Raw genomic sequence first — 17,822 nt, 5'->3', positions numbered from 1 at the left:
GCTAGCTGTGCTTTTCGATTAGAAGCTGCAGGATGACGCCGTGGGCCGTGTCCGCGATCGTCTTGCCTGCGTCGGTCGCTTTCTGAGCGAAGTCTCGAATCGCCTCCGTGACCTCAGCCCCTAGGTCCGCGGGGATTGAGATACCGAATGTCTGCACGGAACCATTGATGCGCTTATAGAAGCCTTCCATCTCCGCCAGAATAGGGTCGATAGCGCTGGCTCTGACGTTCAGCTCCTGAAGGAGGCCGCGATACTCTGGGGCCATTAGGTTCCAGGACCGCTCCAGCTCGTTAGGGAATCTCATTACCTCGCCCATACCTCACCTCTTGATTGCTCCTTGAGCCGCCATCATCGCATAGCCAACAAAACCCACCAGACTGACCAAGTGGTCCGACTCGGATCGTTTTCGCGTGTGTTTGGTGCGAGGTGCGAGCCTGGTACGAGGGCCTAGCGCGCGAGAGCTATAGCCCCCCCGAGCGAGCTCAGGTGGCTCGAGACAGGGCAGAAACAAAGCCCCGCTCGGTGGCGGGGCTGTTGATCATTCGGTGAGCGGCGGAAGCGTTCCTCGTATCACAGCCGTTGCCTCATACCTCTTCGCAGCCTCAACCGCCAAGATCTGCGTCTTTACTATGCCGCCTGCTTCCTCGGTTGCGTAATGGAAGAAAGGAATTGGCGTGCTATCACGAAAAGCGTCGAACACTTTTGGCAGAGACTCAGGGTTGAACAGCATGAGATCAATTTTACCTGTGAAGGTGGTGTCCTCATTCGGCAGGCGCAGGGTTAGCGTCAGATACTCAGTGGTACGTTTGATCGATTCGATGATTACCAAGTCATGACGCTCAAGTCGTTGCCTAGAAGGGGCTTCCCGGGAGGTAATTTCGTGCATCTGCTCCTGCGTGAATGACTTTCCATGCACGCTTGCAGAAGTTGCATCGGGGGCGCCAGCAAAGATAGCTTTATAGCCTTCCTGGGTGCGCTCATGGACGCGCCGCGCTTCATGGGGCGTTTCTGGTGAGTTAAGGGCTTCGATGAACTTCCCGAAAAGACGCTCGTAATGGGATTCGGTTGCTGCTTGAGAGTCAAAGCGCCGCTGTTCGCGGACGGTTTCTTGCCATTCTGAAAACACAAAGTAGCCGGCGACCGAGCCAATAGTCAGCGCTAAGCAAAGGGAGATTTGTCGTGGTGTCATCTTGTGAAAGGGGATTTTATCCAGCAGGCGATTAGCCACGCCATCAAGACTCCCCTCGCCCTCCGTGCTTCCCTGGTCTATGTGAAAGATGATCTCGAGCGAGGCCTTCTCTTCATTGGTAAGCCTCAGCAGCGACGACGTTCCGTACTTGATTTCCGCGTAAGACCTGAGAACTTCTTCTTGGTATGAGATGAAGCCCTGCATGAGCTTCGATGTCATCGTACTCTTATAACGTTCCCCATCGATTTTGACCTCGAAGTTCGGCCATCCGTCAAACGTGATCTGCACACTTTCTAGGCCAGATTCGATCTGCTCGAGCGCTTCAATAAACGACTCGCAATCCCTAATCGCAAGAAACTGCATCTGTCTCAAATCCCTTGGTATGGTTCAAATGAGTGAGGTAAGTAGCAGTCGTGCTTCTGAATCACTGCCCCATGATCGCCTTATAGCGCTTCTGGTATTCCTCGTATGGCAAGCCCTGCTGCTTCAGCTGCTCAAGCTGTTGCGCCTTGTAATTCTGCTCGGTCGGCATAGGCGTGCCTGGTTGCGCGATCTGGGGCTTGCCCAGGCCACCGTTCTCGCTAGCTCGGCGGAGATAGGCGAGAGCATTGGCAAATTCTGTTGCACGAGCCTCTGAACGAAAATGAACGTTTCTAGCTGTCGTTCCTTCCGCGGTGCGAATCGTTACCGCATAGCGATTATCCCGGCCGTTCTTTTCCAGAACGATGGGCTCGCCCAGGGATCGGAAGTAGATGCGCTGCGTCAGCTCTTCGGTGCGCACGAAGGTTGAGTTGAGCCCGACGACAACGCCATTGTAAGCGGACGCCTGACCGAACCCAACGCCGCGGGATATGGTCCCGTTGGACAGGCCAATGTATTCGCTGGTGACAATCGCCGACTGAGGCTTCGTGCTTCCAAAGTCTTCATAAAAGCCTTGTTCGACGACAGATGCGGCGTGTTTGTCAGAATTGATTGCACTCAGGTTTGGGGTGTATTGGATGGCACTGTGACCACAGGCGGACAGAGCAAACGCGATGATAAGGAAGATAGGCGCGCGCATAAAAATCCCCTTTCAAATCGTGGAGCCAGGGCAGATAGCCAACTGCCCTGGCTGATGAATCACTTCACTTCAAGCGCCTTTTGAATTGCATCCGCGTATTTGGACAGGTTCTCGAACTCCGCTTCCAGATCAGTTTGAGTGCTTGAAGCCTTGGCGGCGATGATCTCTAAGGCGATTGCTACTGCGTTAGCGCGCTTGCCGTTCGGGTTGGTGCTAGCAGCTGACGATGAGAGAGTTGCGGTGACTATTGAAGACATGCTTGCGTTCCTTTGCTGTTCTTGTGGAGTCGCAAATGTAGTTCACGCAGCAATAAGTGCGAAAACACCCCATGAATGAGGCGCAAACACGGCCTATTCAGGTACTAAGACGCGCAGCGGGAAACTCCGCAGGTAATGCGCCGTCTATAAGATGAGTGATCCGCACTTCGCAAGCGGAGAGGGTAGGAGCTGGAGTGTGTTTGAGGGAGAGCTATAGCCAGCCCCTTCCAGCTCAATCTCGATAGCGTTCTACTGTTTGCGGAGAGCCCGGAAACCATAGCCAATCTTCTTCTTGGACTGGATCGTAGAAGTTACGCTGAACCTCAAATGTCAGATCACTATCGCCGGCTCCAGTTACTGAAATGAAGTACGTCGACTGCCATCCCTTGAAGGGCTCAGATTGAATACCCAGCCATCCCCCGCGCTGCACCGCGGATGAAGAGTTATCAGCCCCGATGTATATCGAGCGTTCCCCCGGGTTGAATACAAACGCGACGTCCTTCAACTGCTCTGGCTGATTTACGTCTGTGTACAAATCGATCTGAGCCTTTTTGATATTCACCAACCTGCTCCTTGCATTAATGGTTAAGCCACTGATCAGTCAATCTTGTGATCATTACGTCCCTTGCACTCAGCAATCGCGTCTGCCTCGTCATCGTGTTCGCCAAACCGCTGACCTGATTTGATGTGCTCCACTACGAACCAAAACTGATTCGCCGGTACCGGGCTGGCAGTCTCTCCAAATCGGATGCTTTGGAGCACCACCTTAGGCACCTTCCGTACTTCATACTCATCAGGCATGGGTCACGTCCTTACGATTTAGTGTTTGAACGATTTCAGTCATCACAAAAGCCATTGCGATAGATCGGTCCTAATGCTGACGATAGACGGCGTCGGCCCTAGCAGATCACCGTCGATCTCGCATCGCGTGATCAACTTACTAGCGTTTTCGAGTATGCCTGAGCTAATACAGGCGAATTTGGGCTTTTTTGGTCTTTTCGCTTGATAAGTAACACCCAAAGTGCAACAGTATTAGTAGAACACCTCAACTGATACGGAAGGCACACCATGTTCATCCGCGCATATCTCCGAGCATCGACCGAAGAGCAGGACGCTAGCCGCGCCCTTCATTCACTGGAGCAATTTGTGGTCAGCCACGATCAGGCCATCGCTAGCACTTATGTCGAGAACGCGAGCGGCGCCTCCGCGGACCGGCCTGAGCTGCTGCGATTGCTTAAGGATGCGCGCAAGGGTGACGTGTTGCTGGTCGAATCCATCGACCGCCTTTCCCGACTTCCGGTGGAGGACTGGCAGAAGCTCAAAGCCGCTATCGACTCAGAGGGGCTGCGAATCGTTGCTCTCGATCTGCCCACCAGCCACCGGGGTATGCAGAACACCAGAGGCGACGAGTTCACAGGGCGGATGCTCGACGCCATCAATTCGATGCTGGTAGAGATGATGGCGGCGATAGCGCGCAAGGACTACGAACAACGTCGCGAGCGCCAAGCTCAAGGTATACAAAAAGCTAAAGCTGCCGGGAAGTATCAGGGACGGCCCATGGATGCCGACCTCCACAAACGCGTGGCGGAATTACTGACAGCTGGTCTCGGTATCCGCGCAACAGCTCGACACGCGAGTTGCAGCACCACCACAGTTCTCCGCATTAGAGACTCGATAGGTTCAATGGCGCGAAATGATGGAAAATTCGTTGAGTTGAGGGTCGAATCGCAGATACCGAGGTAGTGCAGTCTAATTAGCACCCCTGACGCTCAGTGCTGATATCACGCATATACTGCTGATACTGGCTGCGCCACTTTTCACGCGTTTCATAGAAAAGCTCGTCAGATTGCTCAGCCTTCTTATCGTTCTTATAGTTAAGCGCCTCTTTAAGCTGCGTTACTAGCGTCTGGGTCATTTCAGCGAGATCGCCAGAAGCGTAAGCACTGAAGGAGTACCCAGTTTTCATTAGATCATCTAGCCTAGCTTGATAAACCGCGGTATCAAAATCGGGGTGGGCCGTCATTGCCATTAAGCTTCCCTGGGCGCTAAGAAAGAGATCTGCTTTCGCGCGAATGTTTGCTTCCTGAGCATCTACGCGAGCAATGCAGACTTGGTGCCTGGTAGCTCCTACAGTCTGTGAAGACGACAGCCACCCCATCCAGCTACTGCTCATTACGCCACAAAGTGTAAGCGCTCCGGTCACAACCACCGTCAAAATAGGGCTCCACAGCTCAAGGCGTCGCTCTTTGGCGAGCGACGCGTCACTTCGATTTCCATTCATTTGCGATCCTAATTTATTGTCTTACTCTGAGGCGCATATTCTCCCCGCATTCCAGAACATCTTCTACTTTGAAGCGCTGCGCAAACCGAGTTGCTATACGGCCAAGAAGCCGGAAAGCGCTTCGCCCGAACCACGATAGAATTTAACGACAGTAAGGGCAGTCTTTTTTTTGGGGGCATATTTGGGGGCATGCGAAAAGCCGCCGACCTAAAAAAACCCGCGAAGCAAGGCGCACAGGAAAAGGTTCGATTCCGTCCCTGGCACCATTATTCGTTTTCAGGTAGTGCCAAAACCACCCGAAAGCCCCTAAGAAACCCGCCAAGTGCGGGTTTTTTATTGCCTACGATTTCTTCCCAAGCCCCTCCTATATCGTTTCTTCCTGCGCCGAGTTCAACGCATAAAACTCATGCAACTTCGCCTGCAGCAATTGCTTATCCGGCAAACGCGTCTGGTACTCGGCGATCAGGGCTGGCGATAACGATCTGTTCAACGCGTACTCAACCACCTCGTCCTCTTTGCTCGCACAGAGCAAAACACCGATGGCCGGGTTTTCGTGGGGTTTGCGTACATCGCGGTCGAGGGCTTCCAGATAGAAGTCGAGCTTGCCAAGGTATTCCGGTTCGAAGCGGCCGACTTTGAGTTCAATGGCTACGAGGCAATTGAGGCCCCGGTGAAAGAACAGCAAGTCCAGGAAGAAGTCGCGGCTGCCAACCTGCAGCGGGTATTTGGAGCCAACGAAGCAGAAATCTCGGCCCAGCTCGCTGAGAAAATCCTTGAGGCGTGCAAGCAAGCCCGCATGTACATCAGCCTCGGCATGCTCGCCCGGTAGGCCTAAAAATTCGACCATATACGCGTCGCGAAACACATCCAGCGCGGCGGGCTGTATTTGTCTCAGCGCTGCCGAGACTTTTACCGGCTGAGTAACGCTGCGCTCGAATAAAGCAGCTTTGAACTGTCGTTCCAGCTCGCGCTTTGACCACTGCTCTTGAACCGCCATACGTAGGTAGAACTCGCGCTCTTCCGGACGTTTGCTCTGGCCAAGAATGATGAGGTTTTGGGTCCACGATAATTGTCGCGCCAGTGGCGCGACTTTCTCCTCGCCGCGATAGACCTCATAGAATTGCCGCATGCGAAACAGGTTGCTGCGGGTAAATCCTCGCAGACTGGGCTGAGTCAGCGCCAAATGCTCAGCCAACTGCGTAACCACTGAATCGCCCCACTCAGCCCGCTCCAGCTTTCGACTGATATACGCGCCTACCTGCCAGTACAGCTCGATCAGTTGGGTATTGACCGCCTGTGCAGCCCGCTGGCGAGCGCTGTGGATAAGCGCTAGCACTTCATCGAAACGGTCTTCGCCTGAATGTTGTGGAGCGGTTGGTTTACTCATGCCTGTAGCCCTCGACCCTGAATGTGGACGAAAGCCTAACCGCTAAGATTGGGTAGTCTCGCCACTCAGCTCGGCAGAGCCACTACGAGTTTTTCGCTTCGAAAGACGAAAGGCGGAAAGCCGCGACCTATGGACACTCGAGAAATGCTTGCTGTGCCGCTGTATGACAAATCGCCCGCTTACCCAGAAGGGACTTCTCGCGATGGCGATGTATGACCGAGTCGACTTTGGGGACTGAGGCAGGATGTAAAAAGCGAGTGATCACCAAACCGACTAAGTAACCGATCAAGTAAAAACATTGCAGCTACAGCCTCTTTCATCAAACAACCTGAGTACTGCCGTTACAGCCCTCGCCCAAAAAACGAGCCCCTACACCTCACCCACGCCTCATCCCAGTGCACCCCGCCCTACCCCACCCGCGCCGCACCGCTCAACAGCGCGCTCCCCCACCACCTGGCACACTTCTTCCATACCATTCCCCAACTCCCACAAGCCGGGCCACGCCCATTAAGCCTTGTGCACATCAAACACGCGCCTAGCGCCAGGTAATGAAGCCTGATCCACCAGTTCGCTGGTCGATCAGGTTTTTTTTTGGAATGAATAAATGCGCCGCACTGTAGATATCGGCTTTCTGTTTTCCACCGACGGCACTTATCGCCATATGGGCCGTAATGGCTTGCTCGGGGCTCAGCACGCGTTGGCGGAAGTGAATGCGAGTGGCGCATTCGATTTCGTGCTGCGTGCTACCCATGTGAATCCGCAGGGCGTGTTGCAGGGGTATGGCGAGGGAGCTGCGCAGCTCATCGACAAGGGCGTGCGGCATATCTTCGGCACCACCACTTCGGCGAGCCGCAAGGAGATCATTCCGGACCTTGAGCAGCACGCGAGCACGCTCTGGTATGCCTGCCCCTACGAGGGCTACGAGAGCAGCGAAAACGTGCTGTATTTCGGCGGCTGCCCGAACCAGACGCTGATCCCGCTGCTGCGTTTTGCCTTGGCGACCTTTGGCAAGCGCGCGCTGTTGGTGGGGTCGAATTATGTGTGGGGCTGGGAGAGTAATCGTATCGCCCGCGAGGTGATTACCCTGGCCGGCGGCGAGGTGTTGAAGGAAAAATATATGCACCTGGGCGCCACCCAGGTGGTCGAGTTGGTACAGGCGGTGGTCAGCGAGCCGCCGGCGTTTGTGCTGAACAATCTGGTGGGCGATTCCTCGTATGCGTTTTTGCATCAGCTGGATGCGGCGTGCCAGGTGGCTGGTCTGCAATTGCCGGTTTTAAGTAGCAACCTGAGCGAGGCGGAGCTGACTGAGCTCGGTGCTTTCCAGAATCTGCGCATGCTGGCCTGCGGGCCGTTTTTTGAGGCGGCAGACCAGGCATTCTGCCTACGGCAAACCGAGCGTCATGGGCCGAATGTTTATTCCCATCTGTATGCCGGTTCGTATAGCGCGGTGCATCTGTTTGCCCGTGCGTTGCAGCACTGTGGCGATGATGATTCGGCGGCCATCTGTGCGTACCTCCACCAGCATCCACAACCGAGCGTACTGGGCGAGCTGCGCGTGTCGCCGCGCAATAACCACAGCAGCCTGGCGTGCCATATCGCCGAGCTGCAAAACGGTCGCTTTGTGATTGTGCACAGCGAACCGCAGGCGGTGCCCGCCGACCCGTATATGACCGCCACCGATCTCACCGAATTTCGCCAGTTAAGTGCGCCTGTGCCGCGCTTGAGGATCGTCAAATGAGCCCGTTCAATCGCCCTGATTTTGAAAACGGCACCTTGCTGTTGGTGGACTGTGAAGAGCGTACGCTGAACAGCCTGGAAAAGAGCCTGCACCGTCTGGGCATCAAGGCGCAGCCGTTGCTGGAAGATGCGCCGCAAAACCTGCAGGGCTGCTTTGCGGCCATCGTCGAGCTGGAGCATTTCGCCAGCCCCAAGACGCTGCTCAAACTGGCCCAGGCCAATGTGCCGGTGGTGGCGCTAACGCCCCACGAAACCCTGTCGCAAATTCAGCGCGCGATCGAGCTGGGTGCCACTGCCCTGCTCAACCGCCCCATCACCCAGGGCTCGGTGTACACCACGCTCATGATGGCGATCGGGCTGCGTGAGCGGCTGGACCGCGATGCGCAAACCATCGACAACTTGCAGCAGCGTCTGGCCAATCGTCCGCAGTTGGCCATGGCCTTGGCGCGCTTGATGGTTGAACACGGGCTGGATGAAAGCGCTGCGTATGAGCGGCTGCGTGAACTGTCGATGCGCCTGAACCGCAGCATCGATGAGCTGTGCGCGGAGCTGGCGGCGGACCACGGGCAACAACGCGGCGGCCAGGTATGAGCACAGCGCTGGCCCTGTTGCGCCGGCCCACGGTGGCCGTGTCGTTGCTGTATATCGTGCTGGTGGTGGTGCTGGCGGCGCTCGCGCCGTGGCTGAGCCCGTTCGATCCGTCTGAGCAATTTATAGAAGGGCTGTCGATGGAGGGCGCTCCGCTGGCGCCCGGCGACACCTATTGGCTGGGCACCGACTTGCTCGGCCGCGACTTGCTCTCACGGCTGATTTACGGTGCGCGCACCTCGCTGTTTATCGGCCTGGTGGCCAATGGCATGGCCGTGTTGATTGGCACCCTGGTGGGGCTGACGGCGGGCTTTTTGCGCGGCTGGCTGGGCAGTGCGTTGATGCGTTTTACTGACCTGATGATGGCCTTCCCGGCGTTACTGCTGGCGATTGCGCTGTCGGCGATTTTCCAGCCGAGCGTGTGGATCGTTGCCCTGGTGATTGCCATGGTCAACTGGGTGCAGGTGGCGCGGGTTATCTATTCGGAAACCATCGCCCTGAGCGCCCGTGATTTTGTCGCGGTGGAGCGCACTCTGGGTGCCAGTTCGCTGCGCATTCTGTTCTCGCATCTGCTGCCGCATTTGCTGCCGACCATTCTGGTCTGGGCCACCTTGGGCATCTCCACCACCGTGCTGCTGGAGGCCACCCTGTCGTACTTGGGCGTTGGCGTGCAACCGCCCACGCCGAGCTGGGGCAATATTATTTTCGAAAGCCAGACCTATTTCACCTCGGCGCCGTGGCTGGTGTTTATTCCGGGCGCGGCAATCATTCTGCTGTCGCTGGCGTTCAACCTGGTGGGCGACGCGCTGCGCGACGAGCTCGACCCTACTCTGCAAGGGAGAAGCTGAATGCTGACCTTTATTGGCCGGCGTATCGGCTACTCGCTGCTGATTCTGCTGGGCGTCAGTCTCATCACCTACCTGCTGCTATTCATGCTGCCGGCCGACCCGGCGCGGCAGATTGCCGGGCGCAGTGCCACGCCGGAAGTGGTGGCCGGCATTCGTGCGCAGCTCGGGTTGGACCTGCCCTTCTATCAGCAATACGCCCACTACCTGGGCAACCTGCTGCAGGGCGATTTGGGCCGTTCCTATATCCAGCGCAGCCAGGTGACTGAGCTGCTCGGTTCGCGCTTGCAGCCCTCCCTGGAATTGATGGCCGCCGGTATCGGCTTTGAGTTGCTGATCGGTATCAGCCTGGGCGTGATCGCGGCGCTGCGGCGTGGCGGCATTGCCGATCGCCTGCTGACGGCGCTGTCGTTTATCGGTGTGTCGGCCCCGCAATTTATCGCCGCCATGCTGTTTTTGTACTTTTTCGCTGTGCAGCTGGAGTGGTTCCCCATGGGCGGCTATGGCGGGCTCAAACACTTGATGCTGCCGGCGCTCACCCTGGGCTTGCTCGGCAGCGGCTGGTACTCGCGCATGGTGCGTTCCTCGATGATCGAGGTGCTGCATCAGGACTTTATTCGCACTGCCCGCGCCAAGGGCCTGAGCCGCGCCCGCGTGGTGCTGCGCCATGTGCTGCCGAATGCCATCGTGCCAATCATCCCCATGATCGGCATCGACATCGGCGTGTTTATGGGCGGGCTGGTGGTGGTCGAGTCGGTGTTCGGTTGGCCGGGCATTGGCCAGTTGGCGTGGCAGGCCATTCAGCAAGTCGACATTCCCGTGATCGTCGGTGTGACCACCATCTGCGCCGTGGCCATTGTGCTCGGCAACCTGATTGCCGACCTGGTCATTCCGCTGATCGACCCGCGTATCGACATCAAAAAACACTAACCAACACCCAACTACAAATCCCCAGCAAAGAGGCAGGAGCATGAAGCGCACAGCACTATCCCTGGTTATCGCCGCCACGCTGTTTACAGGCCCACTCATGGCCGATGAGCTGGTGGACGCCAACGCCAAAAATGGCGGCAGCATCGTCGTCACCTACCAGAACGACGTCGCCACCCTGGACCCGGCCATCGGCTACGACTGGCAGAACTGGTCGATGATCAAAAGCCTGTTCGACGGGCTGATGGATTACAAACCCGGCACCACCGAATTGGTGAAGGATCTGGCCGAGGACTACAGCATTTCCGCCGATGGCCTGGTGTACAGCTTCACCCTGAAAAAGGGCGTGAAGTTTCACAACGGCCGCGAGATGAAAGCAAGCGACGTGAAGTACTCGCTGGAGCGCACCGTCAACCCGAAAACCCAGAGCCCGGGCGCCGGTTTCTTCAGTTCCATTGCCGGCTATGAAGACGTGACTGGCGGCAAAAGCGAAACCCTCAGCGGCGTGGAAGCGACCGACGATTACCACGTAAAAATCACCCTGAGCGCGCCGAACGCCACCTTCCTGCACATCATGGCCATCAACTTCGCCTCGGTGGTGCCGAAGGAAGAAGTGGAGAAATGGGGCGCCGATTTCGGCAAGCACCCGGTCGGTACCGGCGCTTACAGCCTCGGCGAATGGAAGCTCGGCCAGCAGATCGTGTTCAAGAAAAACCCGGCCTATTTCCACACCGGTTTGCCGCACCTGGACACCATTACCTTTGAAGTGGGCCAAGACCCGATGGTTGCCCTGCTGCGTCTGGAAAAAGGCGAAGTGGATATCGCCGGCGACGGCGTACCACCGGCCAAATTCCTGCAGTTCAAGAACGACCCGAAATTCAAAGACCGCATGGTGGTGGGCGAGCAATTGCACACCGGCTACCTGACCCTGAAAACTACCCTGCCGCCGTTCGATAACTTGAAGGTGCGCCAGGCCGTGAACATGGCCATCAGCAAAGACCGCATCGTGCGCATCATCAACGGCCGCGCCACCCCGGCCAACCAACCGTTGCCGCCGGCGATGCCTGGCTACGACAAGGCGTACAAGGGCTACGCCTACGACGTGGAAGGTGCGAAGAAGCTGCTGGCCGAAGCCGGGTTTGCCAAGGGTTTGATACCGAACTGTTCGTGATGAACACCGAACCGCAGCCGCGGATTGCTCAGTCCATTCAGCAAGACCTGGCCAAGGTCGGCATTCGCGCGCAGATCAAATCGCTGGCCCAGGCCAACGTGATTGCCGCCGGCAGTGCCAAAGACCAAGCACCGATGGTGTGGTCCGGCGGCATGGGCTGGATTGCCGACTTCCCCGATCCATCCAACTTCTACGGCCCGATTCTAGGTTGCAGCGGCGCGGTGGATGGCGGTTGGAACTGGTCGCTGTACTGCAACAAGAAACTGGACGCCGACGCGGCCAAAGCCGACGCCATGGCCAAGCCGGAACAATCGGCTGAACGCATTGCCCTGTGGAGCAAGATTTTCACCGACGTGATGGCCGATGCGCCGTGGGTGCCGATCTTCAACGAGCAGCGCTTTACCGTGCGGTCTGAGCGGATGGCCGGCAGCAATGACCTCTACGTAGATCCGGTCCACGTTCCGGTGAACTACGACCATATCTCGCTGAAGTAATTAACTGACTGCGTAACGGCGGCAGATTGAAAAGCCGCCGTTCGAAGGGAGCGTTTTTATGTGTCAGAACTGCCTGGTTAAAACCATTCACAGCGTGCACAACCATTTTGGTTGGGACCGTAGCATTGAGCCCGTCATGCGCGTGGCGCCGGGGCAGATGCTGGAGTTTCAGTGCCTGGATTCCTCCAACGGCTACTTCACCCCGCAGTCGGTGGTTGGCGATGTGGCCACCATGTCGTTCGACCAGATCAACCCGGTAACCGGGCCGATTTTTGTCGAGGGTGCAGAGCCCGGCGACATCCTCAAAATCACCATCGACAGCTTCAAGCCCAGCGGCTTTGGCTGGACGGCAAATATTCCTGGTTTCGGCTTGCTCGCCGACCAGTTCAAAGACCCAGCCCTGGCGCTGTGGCACTACGACAAAGCCAGCTTGGCACCGGCCGCTTTCGGCCAGTTCGCCAAGGTGCCGCTCAAGCCGTTCGCCGGCACCATCGGCCTGGCCCCGGCCGAAGCAGGCCTGCACTCGGTAGTACCGCCACGGCGCGTGGGCGGCAATCTGGATATCCGCGACTTGGCCGCCGGCACCACGCTGTACCTGCCGGTTGAAGTGGCCGGTGCTCTGCTGTCGATTGGCGACACCCACGCTGCGCAAGGCGATGGCGAAGTCGGCGGTACCGCCATCGAAAGCGCCATGGATGTGGTCGTACAGGTCGACCTGATCAAAGACACGCCTCTGGCCACGCCGCGTTTCAGCACGCCGGGCCCGGTGACGCGCCACTTGGACAGCGCCGGCTACGAAGCCTTTACCGGCATCGGCCCGGACCTCATGGAAGCCGCACGCCAAGCCGTGAGCAACACCATCGACTGGCTGTGCCGCGAACATAAAATGCCGGCCGAACAGGCTTACATGCTGTGCTCGGTATGCGGCGATTTGCGCATCAGCGAAATCGTCGACCTGCCCAATTGGGTGGTGTCGTTCTACTTCCCGAAAGTGGTGTTTGCGTGAGCCAGAACGACAGTCCAGCGATTCTCTCGGTGGAGCGGCTGTCCATCGAGTTCGGCGCCAAGCGGGTGGTCGATGACCTGAGCTTTGCGCTGTATCCCAAGCAAACGCTGTGCATCGCCGGTGAGTTGGCAGCGGTAAATCGCTGACCTCGCTGGCGATCATGGGTTTGCTGCCGAAACCTGCGCGCACGCCGAGCGGCGCGATTCTGTTCGAGAACCGCGACCTGCTCAGCCTGGCCGAGCGTGAACGGCAGCAGCTGCGCGGCAAAGATATCGGCATGATTTTCCAGGAGCCGATGACCTCGCTGAACCCGCTGATGACTGTCGGCCAGCAGCTCGCTGAAACGCTGCGTCGCCACGAGCCGCTGTCACGCCAGGCCATCGCCCAGCGCTGTCGGGAAATGCTCGAAGCGGTGCGCATGCCGCAGGTGGAAAAACGCCTGACGCAATATCCCATGAACTCTCCGGCGGCATGCGTCAGCGAGTGATGATCGCCATGGCTATGCTCTGTCGGCCCAAGATTCTGATCGCCGACGAACCGACCACCGCGCTGGACGTGACCATTCAGGCGCAAATCCTCGAGCTGATGCGCGAGCTGCAACAGCAATACGGCACCAGCCTGCTGCTGATCACCCATGACATGGGCGTGGTGGCGGAAATGGCCGATCAAGTCGTGGTGATGAACCAGGGTCGCGTGGAGGAGCAGGCGCCGGTCCGGCAGCTGTTCGCCGCGCCGCAAGCCGCCTATACACAGAAGCTTCTGGCAGCCGTGCCGGTGCTGGGCAGCGCCGGTATTCCCGAAGACCTGAGCCTGCAACCGGCGCTGCTTGAAGTGCGCAACCTGAGCGTGCGGTTCCCGCTGCGCAACGGCTGGTTCGAGGCCGGCAAGAATGTGCACGCGGTGGAAAACCTCAACTTCGATTTGCGCGCCGGCGAAACGCTGGGGTTGGTGGGCGAGAGCGGCTGCGGCAAGTCCACCACCGGCAAAGCGCTGATGAATATGCTTGCCTATGAGGGCAGCGTGAAGCTGCTTGGCCAGGAGTTAAATGGTCTGCAGGGCGATGCATTGCAGCGCGTGCGGCGCGATGTGCAGATGGTGTTTCAAGACCCGTACGCCGCCCTTAACCCGCGCAAAACCATCTTCGAATTGGTCGGCGAACCGCTGCTGATTCACGACCGTTTGCCCACTGCTCCACGTCGCGAACGGGTGGCGCAATTGCTCCAGCAAGTCGGCCTGCCGACGGAGGCCATGGCGCGTTATCCCCACCAGTTTTCCGGCGGCCAACGGCAGCGCATCTGCATCGCCCGCGCACTGGCATTGAACCCCAAGGTGATCATTGCCGATGAGTCGGTTTCAGCGTTGGATGTGTCAGTGCAGGCACAGGTATTGGAGCTGCTGGAACAACTGCGCGAAGAGCACGGTTTGAGCTACCTGTTTATTTCCCACGACATGGCCGTGGTGGAGCGCATCTGCCACCGCGTGGCGGTGATGTATGGGGGGCAGATCGTCGAGATCGGCCGGCGTGATCAGGTGCTGCACAACCCGCAGCACCCGTACACCAAACGCCTGCTCAGCGCCGTGCCGCTGCCGGATGTGGAGCGCAAGCGTGACTTCAAGAGTTTGCTGCAGGAATTCCGCACGCCGAGCCCGATCAAGGAGCTGGGGTTTGTGGCACCGGTGCAGCAGTTTGTGCAGGTGAGTGAGGAGCATGCGGTCGCCACGTAGGTTGGGTTAAGCGCAGCGCAGCCCAACGTGGTAATCGCCGCCCCTTTGTTGGGCTTCGCGGTGCTCAACCCAACCTACGACCCATCCCATCTGTACGAAAACCATACGCACGAAAAGTAGACAGATCGACGCCCCACCCCGCCGCCCTTAGGGTTGTTCCACACCCATTCGGTCGGAGGCTTTCCCATGTGGCTTATCAACGCAGCACTCACCAATGCTCATATTCCGCTGGCCATCGGCGCGTTCTTCTGGCTGATGGCGCACTTGGCCTACGGCCCCGCCGAGTGACTCAATACAGCCAGGGCTGCAGCGCCTCGATATTGGCCACGACAATCTGCTGCGCGCTGGCTTTGCTCTGCACTTTGGTGGCGTCGATCTGGTAGCGCTGCAACACGTACTGCACCAGCGCGCCGCGACTGGCCACGCACAACTGGCCGTCCTGCATGCCAAAGTCGATTTCGATGATTGCCTTCTGCTCGGGCTCAGGCGTGAGTCGGGCACGATAAGCACATCCACCAACGCCGCCCAACCGGCGTCACCGTCGATGCCGTGGTCGGACTCATCCAGCACATCCGGTTCACCGCGCAAACGGCTCAACACAAAGTCGCGGTAGTCGCGGTTTTTCTCGCAGTACGCACGCACATGCCAACGCATGCCGGTGTAGATCAGCGTGTGCGGGGCGATCAGCCGCGTCTCGGCCACAGGGTTAGCCAGCGACACATATTCACACTCCAACCGCAGCCCTTCGCGGCAAGCGCGCAATAGCGGGCGAAGCACTTCGGGGCGCACGGAGCGGTCCGGCACCTTGAGGATTTCGGTGTGGGCGTAGGCCAGCGCCAGCCCCTCGATATGCGGCGAGCGTTCGTGGTTCTGGTTGAGCAGGTGCAGATAGGCGCTGGCACTGTCGTCGATAAACAGCGGCGCGAAGGTTTTGCTCGGGACGTAACCCTTGAGGTGCTTGTCGTAGTCGAGATTCTTCGGCGCGTATTCGGTGAGGTAGCTGTTGATATCTTTCGACGCCTGCTGGCGGCTGATGCCGAAGCTTTGCATCAGGTGGCCAGTGGTGAGGCGGCCTTCCCACCAGGCGACGGTTTCGATCAGGCGGTAACGCAGGGCCAGGTCCCAGCGGACGTGTTCGATGGATTGTTTGCGTTTCATGGCTGGGCCACCTGCTGCAATTGTTTACTCATGTGAGTAACTATCATGGATATGTCTTGAAGATGTACATATCGCAAATAAAGGTGTAGCCGAATTGGCTACGATCGTAGCCAATTCGGCTACACCTGAGCGCCTGGAAAGGTCGTACATACCTCTCGTCTGCGTACGACTTGACCCGTTATCCGGCCAAGCCTAACCTCCGCACATCCCGCCCATGGCAGTAAGCCGTCCACTCTATCCAGGACGCGCCGAACCCTTGGGCGTTTCGCTTTCTGGAGTTAAGGATGACTACAGCGATTCTGGTCGATGGCGCCTATTTCATTAAGCGCTTCCGGCAAATTGAACCTGACAACGCCTATAACGCTGAGCGCGCAGCCGATCTTGTTCACCGTTGGGCAACAGCTCACCTCATTCCTAAACTGCGCAATGCAGCTCTCGTTTTGAATCCAAATGCTGTGCACCTCCAACCGATACGACGCGAGCTGTACAGAATCTTTTTCTACGACTGCCCGCCCCTAACGAACAAACAACACAATCCGATCACAAAACAGCTGATCGACCTTTCCAAGTCCAAAGAAGCCCTGTTCCGCACCGAGCTTCACAATCGCCTACGCAAAAGCGCAAGGTGGCTCTGCGTCTGGGCCATTTATCCAAGGATGTGAAGTGGACGATCAAACCGGACAAGATCGCCATGCTGCTTAAAGGGCAGATCGAAGCGGCCAACTTGACCGCTGATGACGTGCGCATCGACACCAAACAGAAAGGCGTTGATATGCGAATTGGCGTGGACGTGGCGTCGCTGTCCTTTAAGAAACAGGTGGATCAAATCGTGTTGTTCGCGGGGGACGCTGACTTTGTGCCTGCTGCTAAAATGGCGCGGCGCGAAGGGATCGATTTCATCCTCGACCCAATGTGGCAAAGCATTCCAGAGAGTCTCATGGAGCATATCGACGGTCTTCGCTCGACGTGTCCCAGACCGGCGGCCCGGATCAAACCTGCCGCCTGAGCACCTACTTTCCTACACATCAACCAGAATCAGTTCGCCTTTTGCATCCTCGCGCCAGCCACTTGCACTGATGCGACACCACTCCGGCGTGCGGCTAAATAGCCTCTTTGCCAGTCTTGGCTGCTGTTCCGGCGCTATGCTAGGTTGCAGCCTCGCCAGGAAAGTCGCCGCATTCAGCGCACCCGAAGAACAAGAGGACACCCCATGGCCGAGGCTACGCCCGCGCTTGAGATTCGCAATTTACATAAACGCTACGGCGACCTTGAGGTGCTCAAAGGCATCTCGCTTACGGCCCGCGATGGCGATGTGATTTCGATCCTCGGTTCTTCCGGTTCTGGCAAATCGACCTTTCTGCGTTGCATCAATCTGTTGGAAAACCCGCACCAGGGCCAGATTCTCGTGGCCGGCGAAGAGATCAAGCTCAAGGCCGCCAAGAATGGCGAGCTGGTGGCGGCCGACAACAAGCAGATCAATCGCCTGCGCAGCGAAATCGGCTTCGTGTTCCAGAACTTCAATTTGTGGCCGCATATGTCGGTGCTCGACAACATCATCGAGGCGCCGCGTCGCGTGTTGGGGCTGAGCAAGGCCGAGGCCACCGAGCGCGCGGAAGCGCTGCTGGCCAAAGTGGGCATCGGCGACAAGCGCCATGTTTACCCCGCGCAATTGTCCGGCGGTCAGCAGCAGCGCGCGGCCATCGCGCGTACGTTGGCAATGCAACCTAAAGTCATTCTGTTCGACGAGCCCACCTCGGCACTCGACCCCGAGATGGTCCAGGAAGTGCTGAACGTGATTCGTGCGCTCGCCGAGGAAGGCCGCACCATGCTGCTGGTCACCCACGAAATGAATTTCGCCCGTCAGGTGTCCAGTGAAGTGGTGTTTTTGCACCAGGGCCTGGTAGAAGAACAAGGATCGCCCGAGCAGGTGTTTACCAACCCGAACTCGGCGCGCTGCAAGCAATTCATGTCCAGCAATCGCTAACACGGAGCAATAC

The 17,822-nt window shown here is 57.8% G+C and carries 19 protein-coding genes and 2 pseudogenes; 12 read left to right on the top strand and 9 right to left on the bottom strand.

The features are described from left to right. Window position 1: 1 nt before the first annotated feature. The 6 genes from AC0V2S_RS01455 to AC0V2S_RS01430 all read right to left on the bottom strand — a co-directional run bounded on the left by AC0V2S_RS01455 (window position 2) and on the right by AC0V2S_RS01430 (window position 3,307). Window positions 2–316, bottom strand: a complete 315-nt coding sequence (locus tag AC0V2S_RS01455; protein WP_475508188.1) for a hypothetical protein — start codon at window positions 314–316, stop codon at window positions 2–4. 222 nt (window positions 317–538) lie between these two features. After that, window positions 539–1,552: a hypothetical protein gene (locus tag AC0V2S_RS01450; protein WP_475508187.1), complete on the bottom strand. Its 1,014-nt coding sequence runs from the start codon at window positions 1,550–1,552 to the stop codon at window positions 539–541. 61 nt (window positions 1,553–1,613) lie between these two features. Beyond that, window positions 1,614–2,249 carry a hypothetical protein gene (locus AC0V2S_RS01445; protein ID WP_475508186.1) on the bottom strand — a complete coding sequence of 212 codons (636 nt, stop codon included), beginning with the start codon at window positions 2,247–2,249 and terminating at the stop codon, window positions 1,614–1,616. Between the two features lie 59 nt (window positions 2,250–2,308). After that, window positions 2,309–2,506, bottom strand: coding sequence for a hypothetical protein (locus AC0V2S_RS01440; protein ID WP_475508185.1), 198 nt, complete (start codon window positions 2,504–2,506; stop codon window positions 2,309–2,311). A gap of 232 nt (window positions 2,507–2,738) precedes the next feature. Next, complete coding sequence (locus AC0V2S_RS01435) at window positions 2,739–3,068, bottom strand: hypothetical protein (RefSeq protein WP_475508184.1); 330 nt, start codon at window positions 3,066–3,068, stop codon at window positions 2,739–2,741. Between the two features lie 35 nt (window positions 3,069–3,103). Then, the gene (locus tag AC0V2S_RS01430; RefSeq protein ID WP_475508183.1) at window positions 3,104–3,307 is read right to left on the bottom strand and encodes a hypothetical protein; all 204 of its coding nucleotides are present in this window, start codon (window positions 3,305–3,307) and stop codon (window positions 3,104–3,106) included. 267 nt (window positions 3,308–3,574) lie between these two features. Between AC0V2S_RS01430 and AC0V2S_RS01425 the strand changes: the two genes are divergently transcribed. Beyond that, a complete protein-coding gene (locus tag AC0V2S_RS01425; RefSeq protein WP_475508182.1) occupies window positions 3,575–4,249 on the top strand; it encodes a recombinase family protein in 675 nt (224 codons plus the stop codon). Between the two features lie 10 nt (window positions 4,250–4,259). Here the strand turns inward: AC0V2S_RS01425 and AC0V2S_RS01420 are convergent, their stop codons facing one another. Further along, complete coding sequence (locus tag AC0V2S_RS01420) at window positions 4,260–4,787, bottom strand: hypothetical protein (RefSeq protein ID WP_475508181.1); 528 nt, start codon at window positions 4,785–4,787, stop codon at window positions 4,260–4,262. Window positions 4,788–5,151: 364 nt separating this feature from the next. Continuing rightward, entirely contained in the window at window positions 5,152–6,174 is a 1,023-nt protein-coding gene (locus AC0V2S_RS01415; RefSeq protein ID WP_475508180.1) for a PDDEXK nuclease domain-containing protein, read from the bottom strand. A 604-nt stretch (window positions 6,175–6,778) separates the two neighbouring features. Here AC0V2S_RS01415 and AC0V2S_RS01410 point away from each other — a divergent pair. The 8 genes and pseudogenes from AC0V2S_RS01410 (at window position 6,779) to AC0V2S_RS01375 (ending at window position 14,667) form a co-directional block, all read left to right on the top strand. After that, window positions 6,779–7,912 carry a transporter substrate-binding protein gene (locus tag AC0V2S_RS01410; protein WP_475508179.1) on the top strand — a complete coding sequence of 378 codons (1,134 nt, stop codon included), beginning with the start codon at window positions 6,779–6,781 and terminating at the stop codon, window positions 7,910–7,912. Next, window positions 7,909–8,502, top strand: a complete 594-nt coding sequence (locus tag AC0V2S_RS01405) for an ANTAR domain-containing response regulator (protein WP_475508178.1) — start codon at window positions 7,909–7,911, stop codon at window positions 8,500–8,502. The genes AC0V2S_RS01410 and AC0V2S_RS01405 overlap by 4 nt, the downstream gene beginning before the upstream one ends. Next, window positions 8,499–9,347 (top strand): ABC transporter permease, encoded by an 849-nt coding sequence (locus tag AC0V2S_RS01400; protein ID WP_475508177.1) that lies wholly within the window; start codon window positions 8,499–8,501, stop codon window positions 9,345–9,347. Before AC0V2S_RS01405 ends, AC0V2S_RS01400 begins: the two co-directional genes overlap by 4 nt. Next, on the top strand, window positions 9,348–10,274 hold the full coding sequence (locus AC0V2S_RS01395; protein ID WP_108096441.1) for an ABC transporter permease: 927 nt from the start codon (window positions 9,348–9,350) through the stop codon (window positions 10,272–10,274). Between the two features lie 40 nt (window positions 10,275–10,314). Next, window positions 10,315–11,442 carry an ABC transporter substrate-binding protein gene (locus AC0V2S_RS01390; RefSeq protein WP_475508176.1) on the top strand — a complete coding sequence of 376 codons (1,128 nt, stop codon included), beginning with the start codon at window positions 10,315–10,317 and terminating at the stop codon, window positions 11,440–11,442. Continuing rightward, window positions 11,442–11,936: an ABC transporter substrate-binding protein gene (locus AC0V2S_RS01385; RefSeq protein ID WP_475508175.1), complete on the top strand. Its 495-nt coding sequence runs from the start codon at window positions 11,442–11,444 to the stop codon at window positions 11,934–11,936. Before AC0V2S_RS01390 ends, AC0V2S_RS01385 begins: the two co-directional genes overlap by 1 nt. A gap of 58 nt (window positions 11,937–11,994) precedes the next feature. Beyond that, complete coding sequence (locus AC0V2S_RS01380; protein WP_475508174.1) at window positions 11,995–12,942, top strand: acetamidase/formamidase family protein; 948 nt, start codon at window positions 11,995–11,997, stop codon at window positions 12,940–12,942. Beyond that, window positions 12,939–14,667, top strand: a pseudogene (locus AC0V2S_RS01375) (ABC transporter ATP-binding protein). The gene AC0V2S_RS01380 and the pseudogene AC0V2S_RS01375 overlap by 4 nt, the downstream one beginning before the upstream one ends. Before the next feature lie 289 nt (window positions 14,668–14,956). Here AC0V2S_RS01375 and AC0V2S_RS01370 read toward each other — a convergent pair. Continuing rightward, window positions 14,957–15,825, bottom strand: a pseudogene (locus AC0V2S_RS01370) (helix-turn-helix transcriptional regulator). A gap of 284 nt (window positions 15,826–16,109) precedes the next feature. Here AC0V2S_RS01370 and AC0V2S_RS01365 point away from each other — a divergent pair. From AC0V2S_RS01365 to AC0V2S_RS01355, 3 genes are all read left to right on the top strand, one after another. Beyond that, on the top strand, window positions 16,110–16,487 hold the full coding sequence (locus AC0V2S_RS01365; protein WP_475508173.1) for a PIN domain-containing protein: 378 nt from the start codon (window positions 16,110–16,112) through the stop codon (window positions 16,485–16,487). After that, window positions 16,451–16,831, top strand: a complete 381-nt coding sequence (locus tag AC0V2S_RS01360; protein ID WP_475508172.1) for an NYN domain-containing protein — start codon at window positions 16,451–16,453, stop codon at window positions 16,829–16,831. Before AC0V2S_RS01365 ends, AC0V2S_RS01360 begins: the two co-directional genes overlap by 37 nt. A gap of 204 nt (window positions 16,832–17,035) precedes the next feature. Further along, the gene (locus AC0V2S_RS01355) at window positions 17,036–17,809 is read left to right on the top strand and encodes an ABC transporter ATP-binding protein (RefSeq protein WP_475508171.1); all 774 of its coding nucleotides are present in this window, start codon (window positions 17,036–17,038) and stop codon (window positions 17,807–17,809) included. Window positions 17,810–17,822 lie beyond the last annotated feature (13 nt).

Source organism: Pseudomonas sp. CC11G (genome assembly GCF_056174845.1).
Note: the sequence above shows the minus strand (reverse complement) of the source record. Positions and strands in the feature narration are given on the sequence as shown.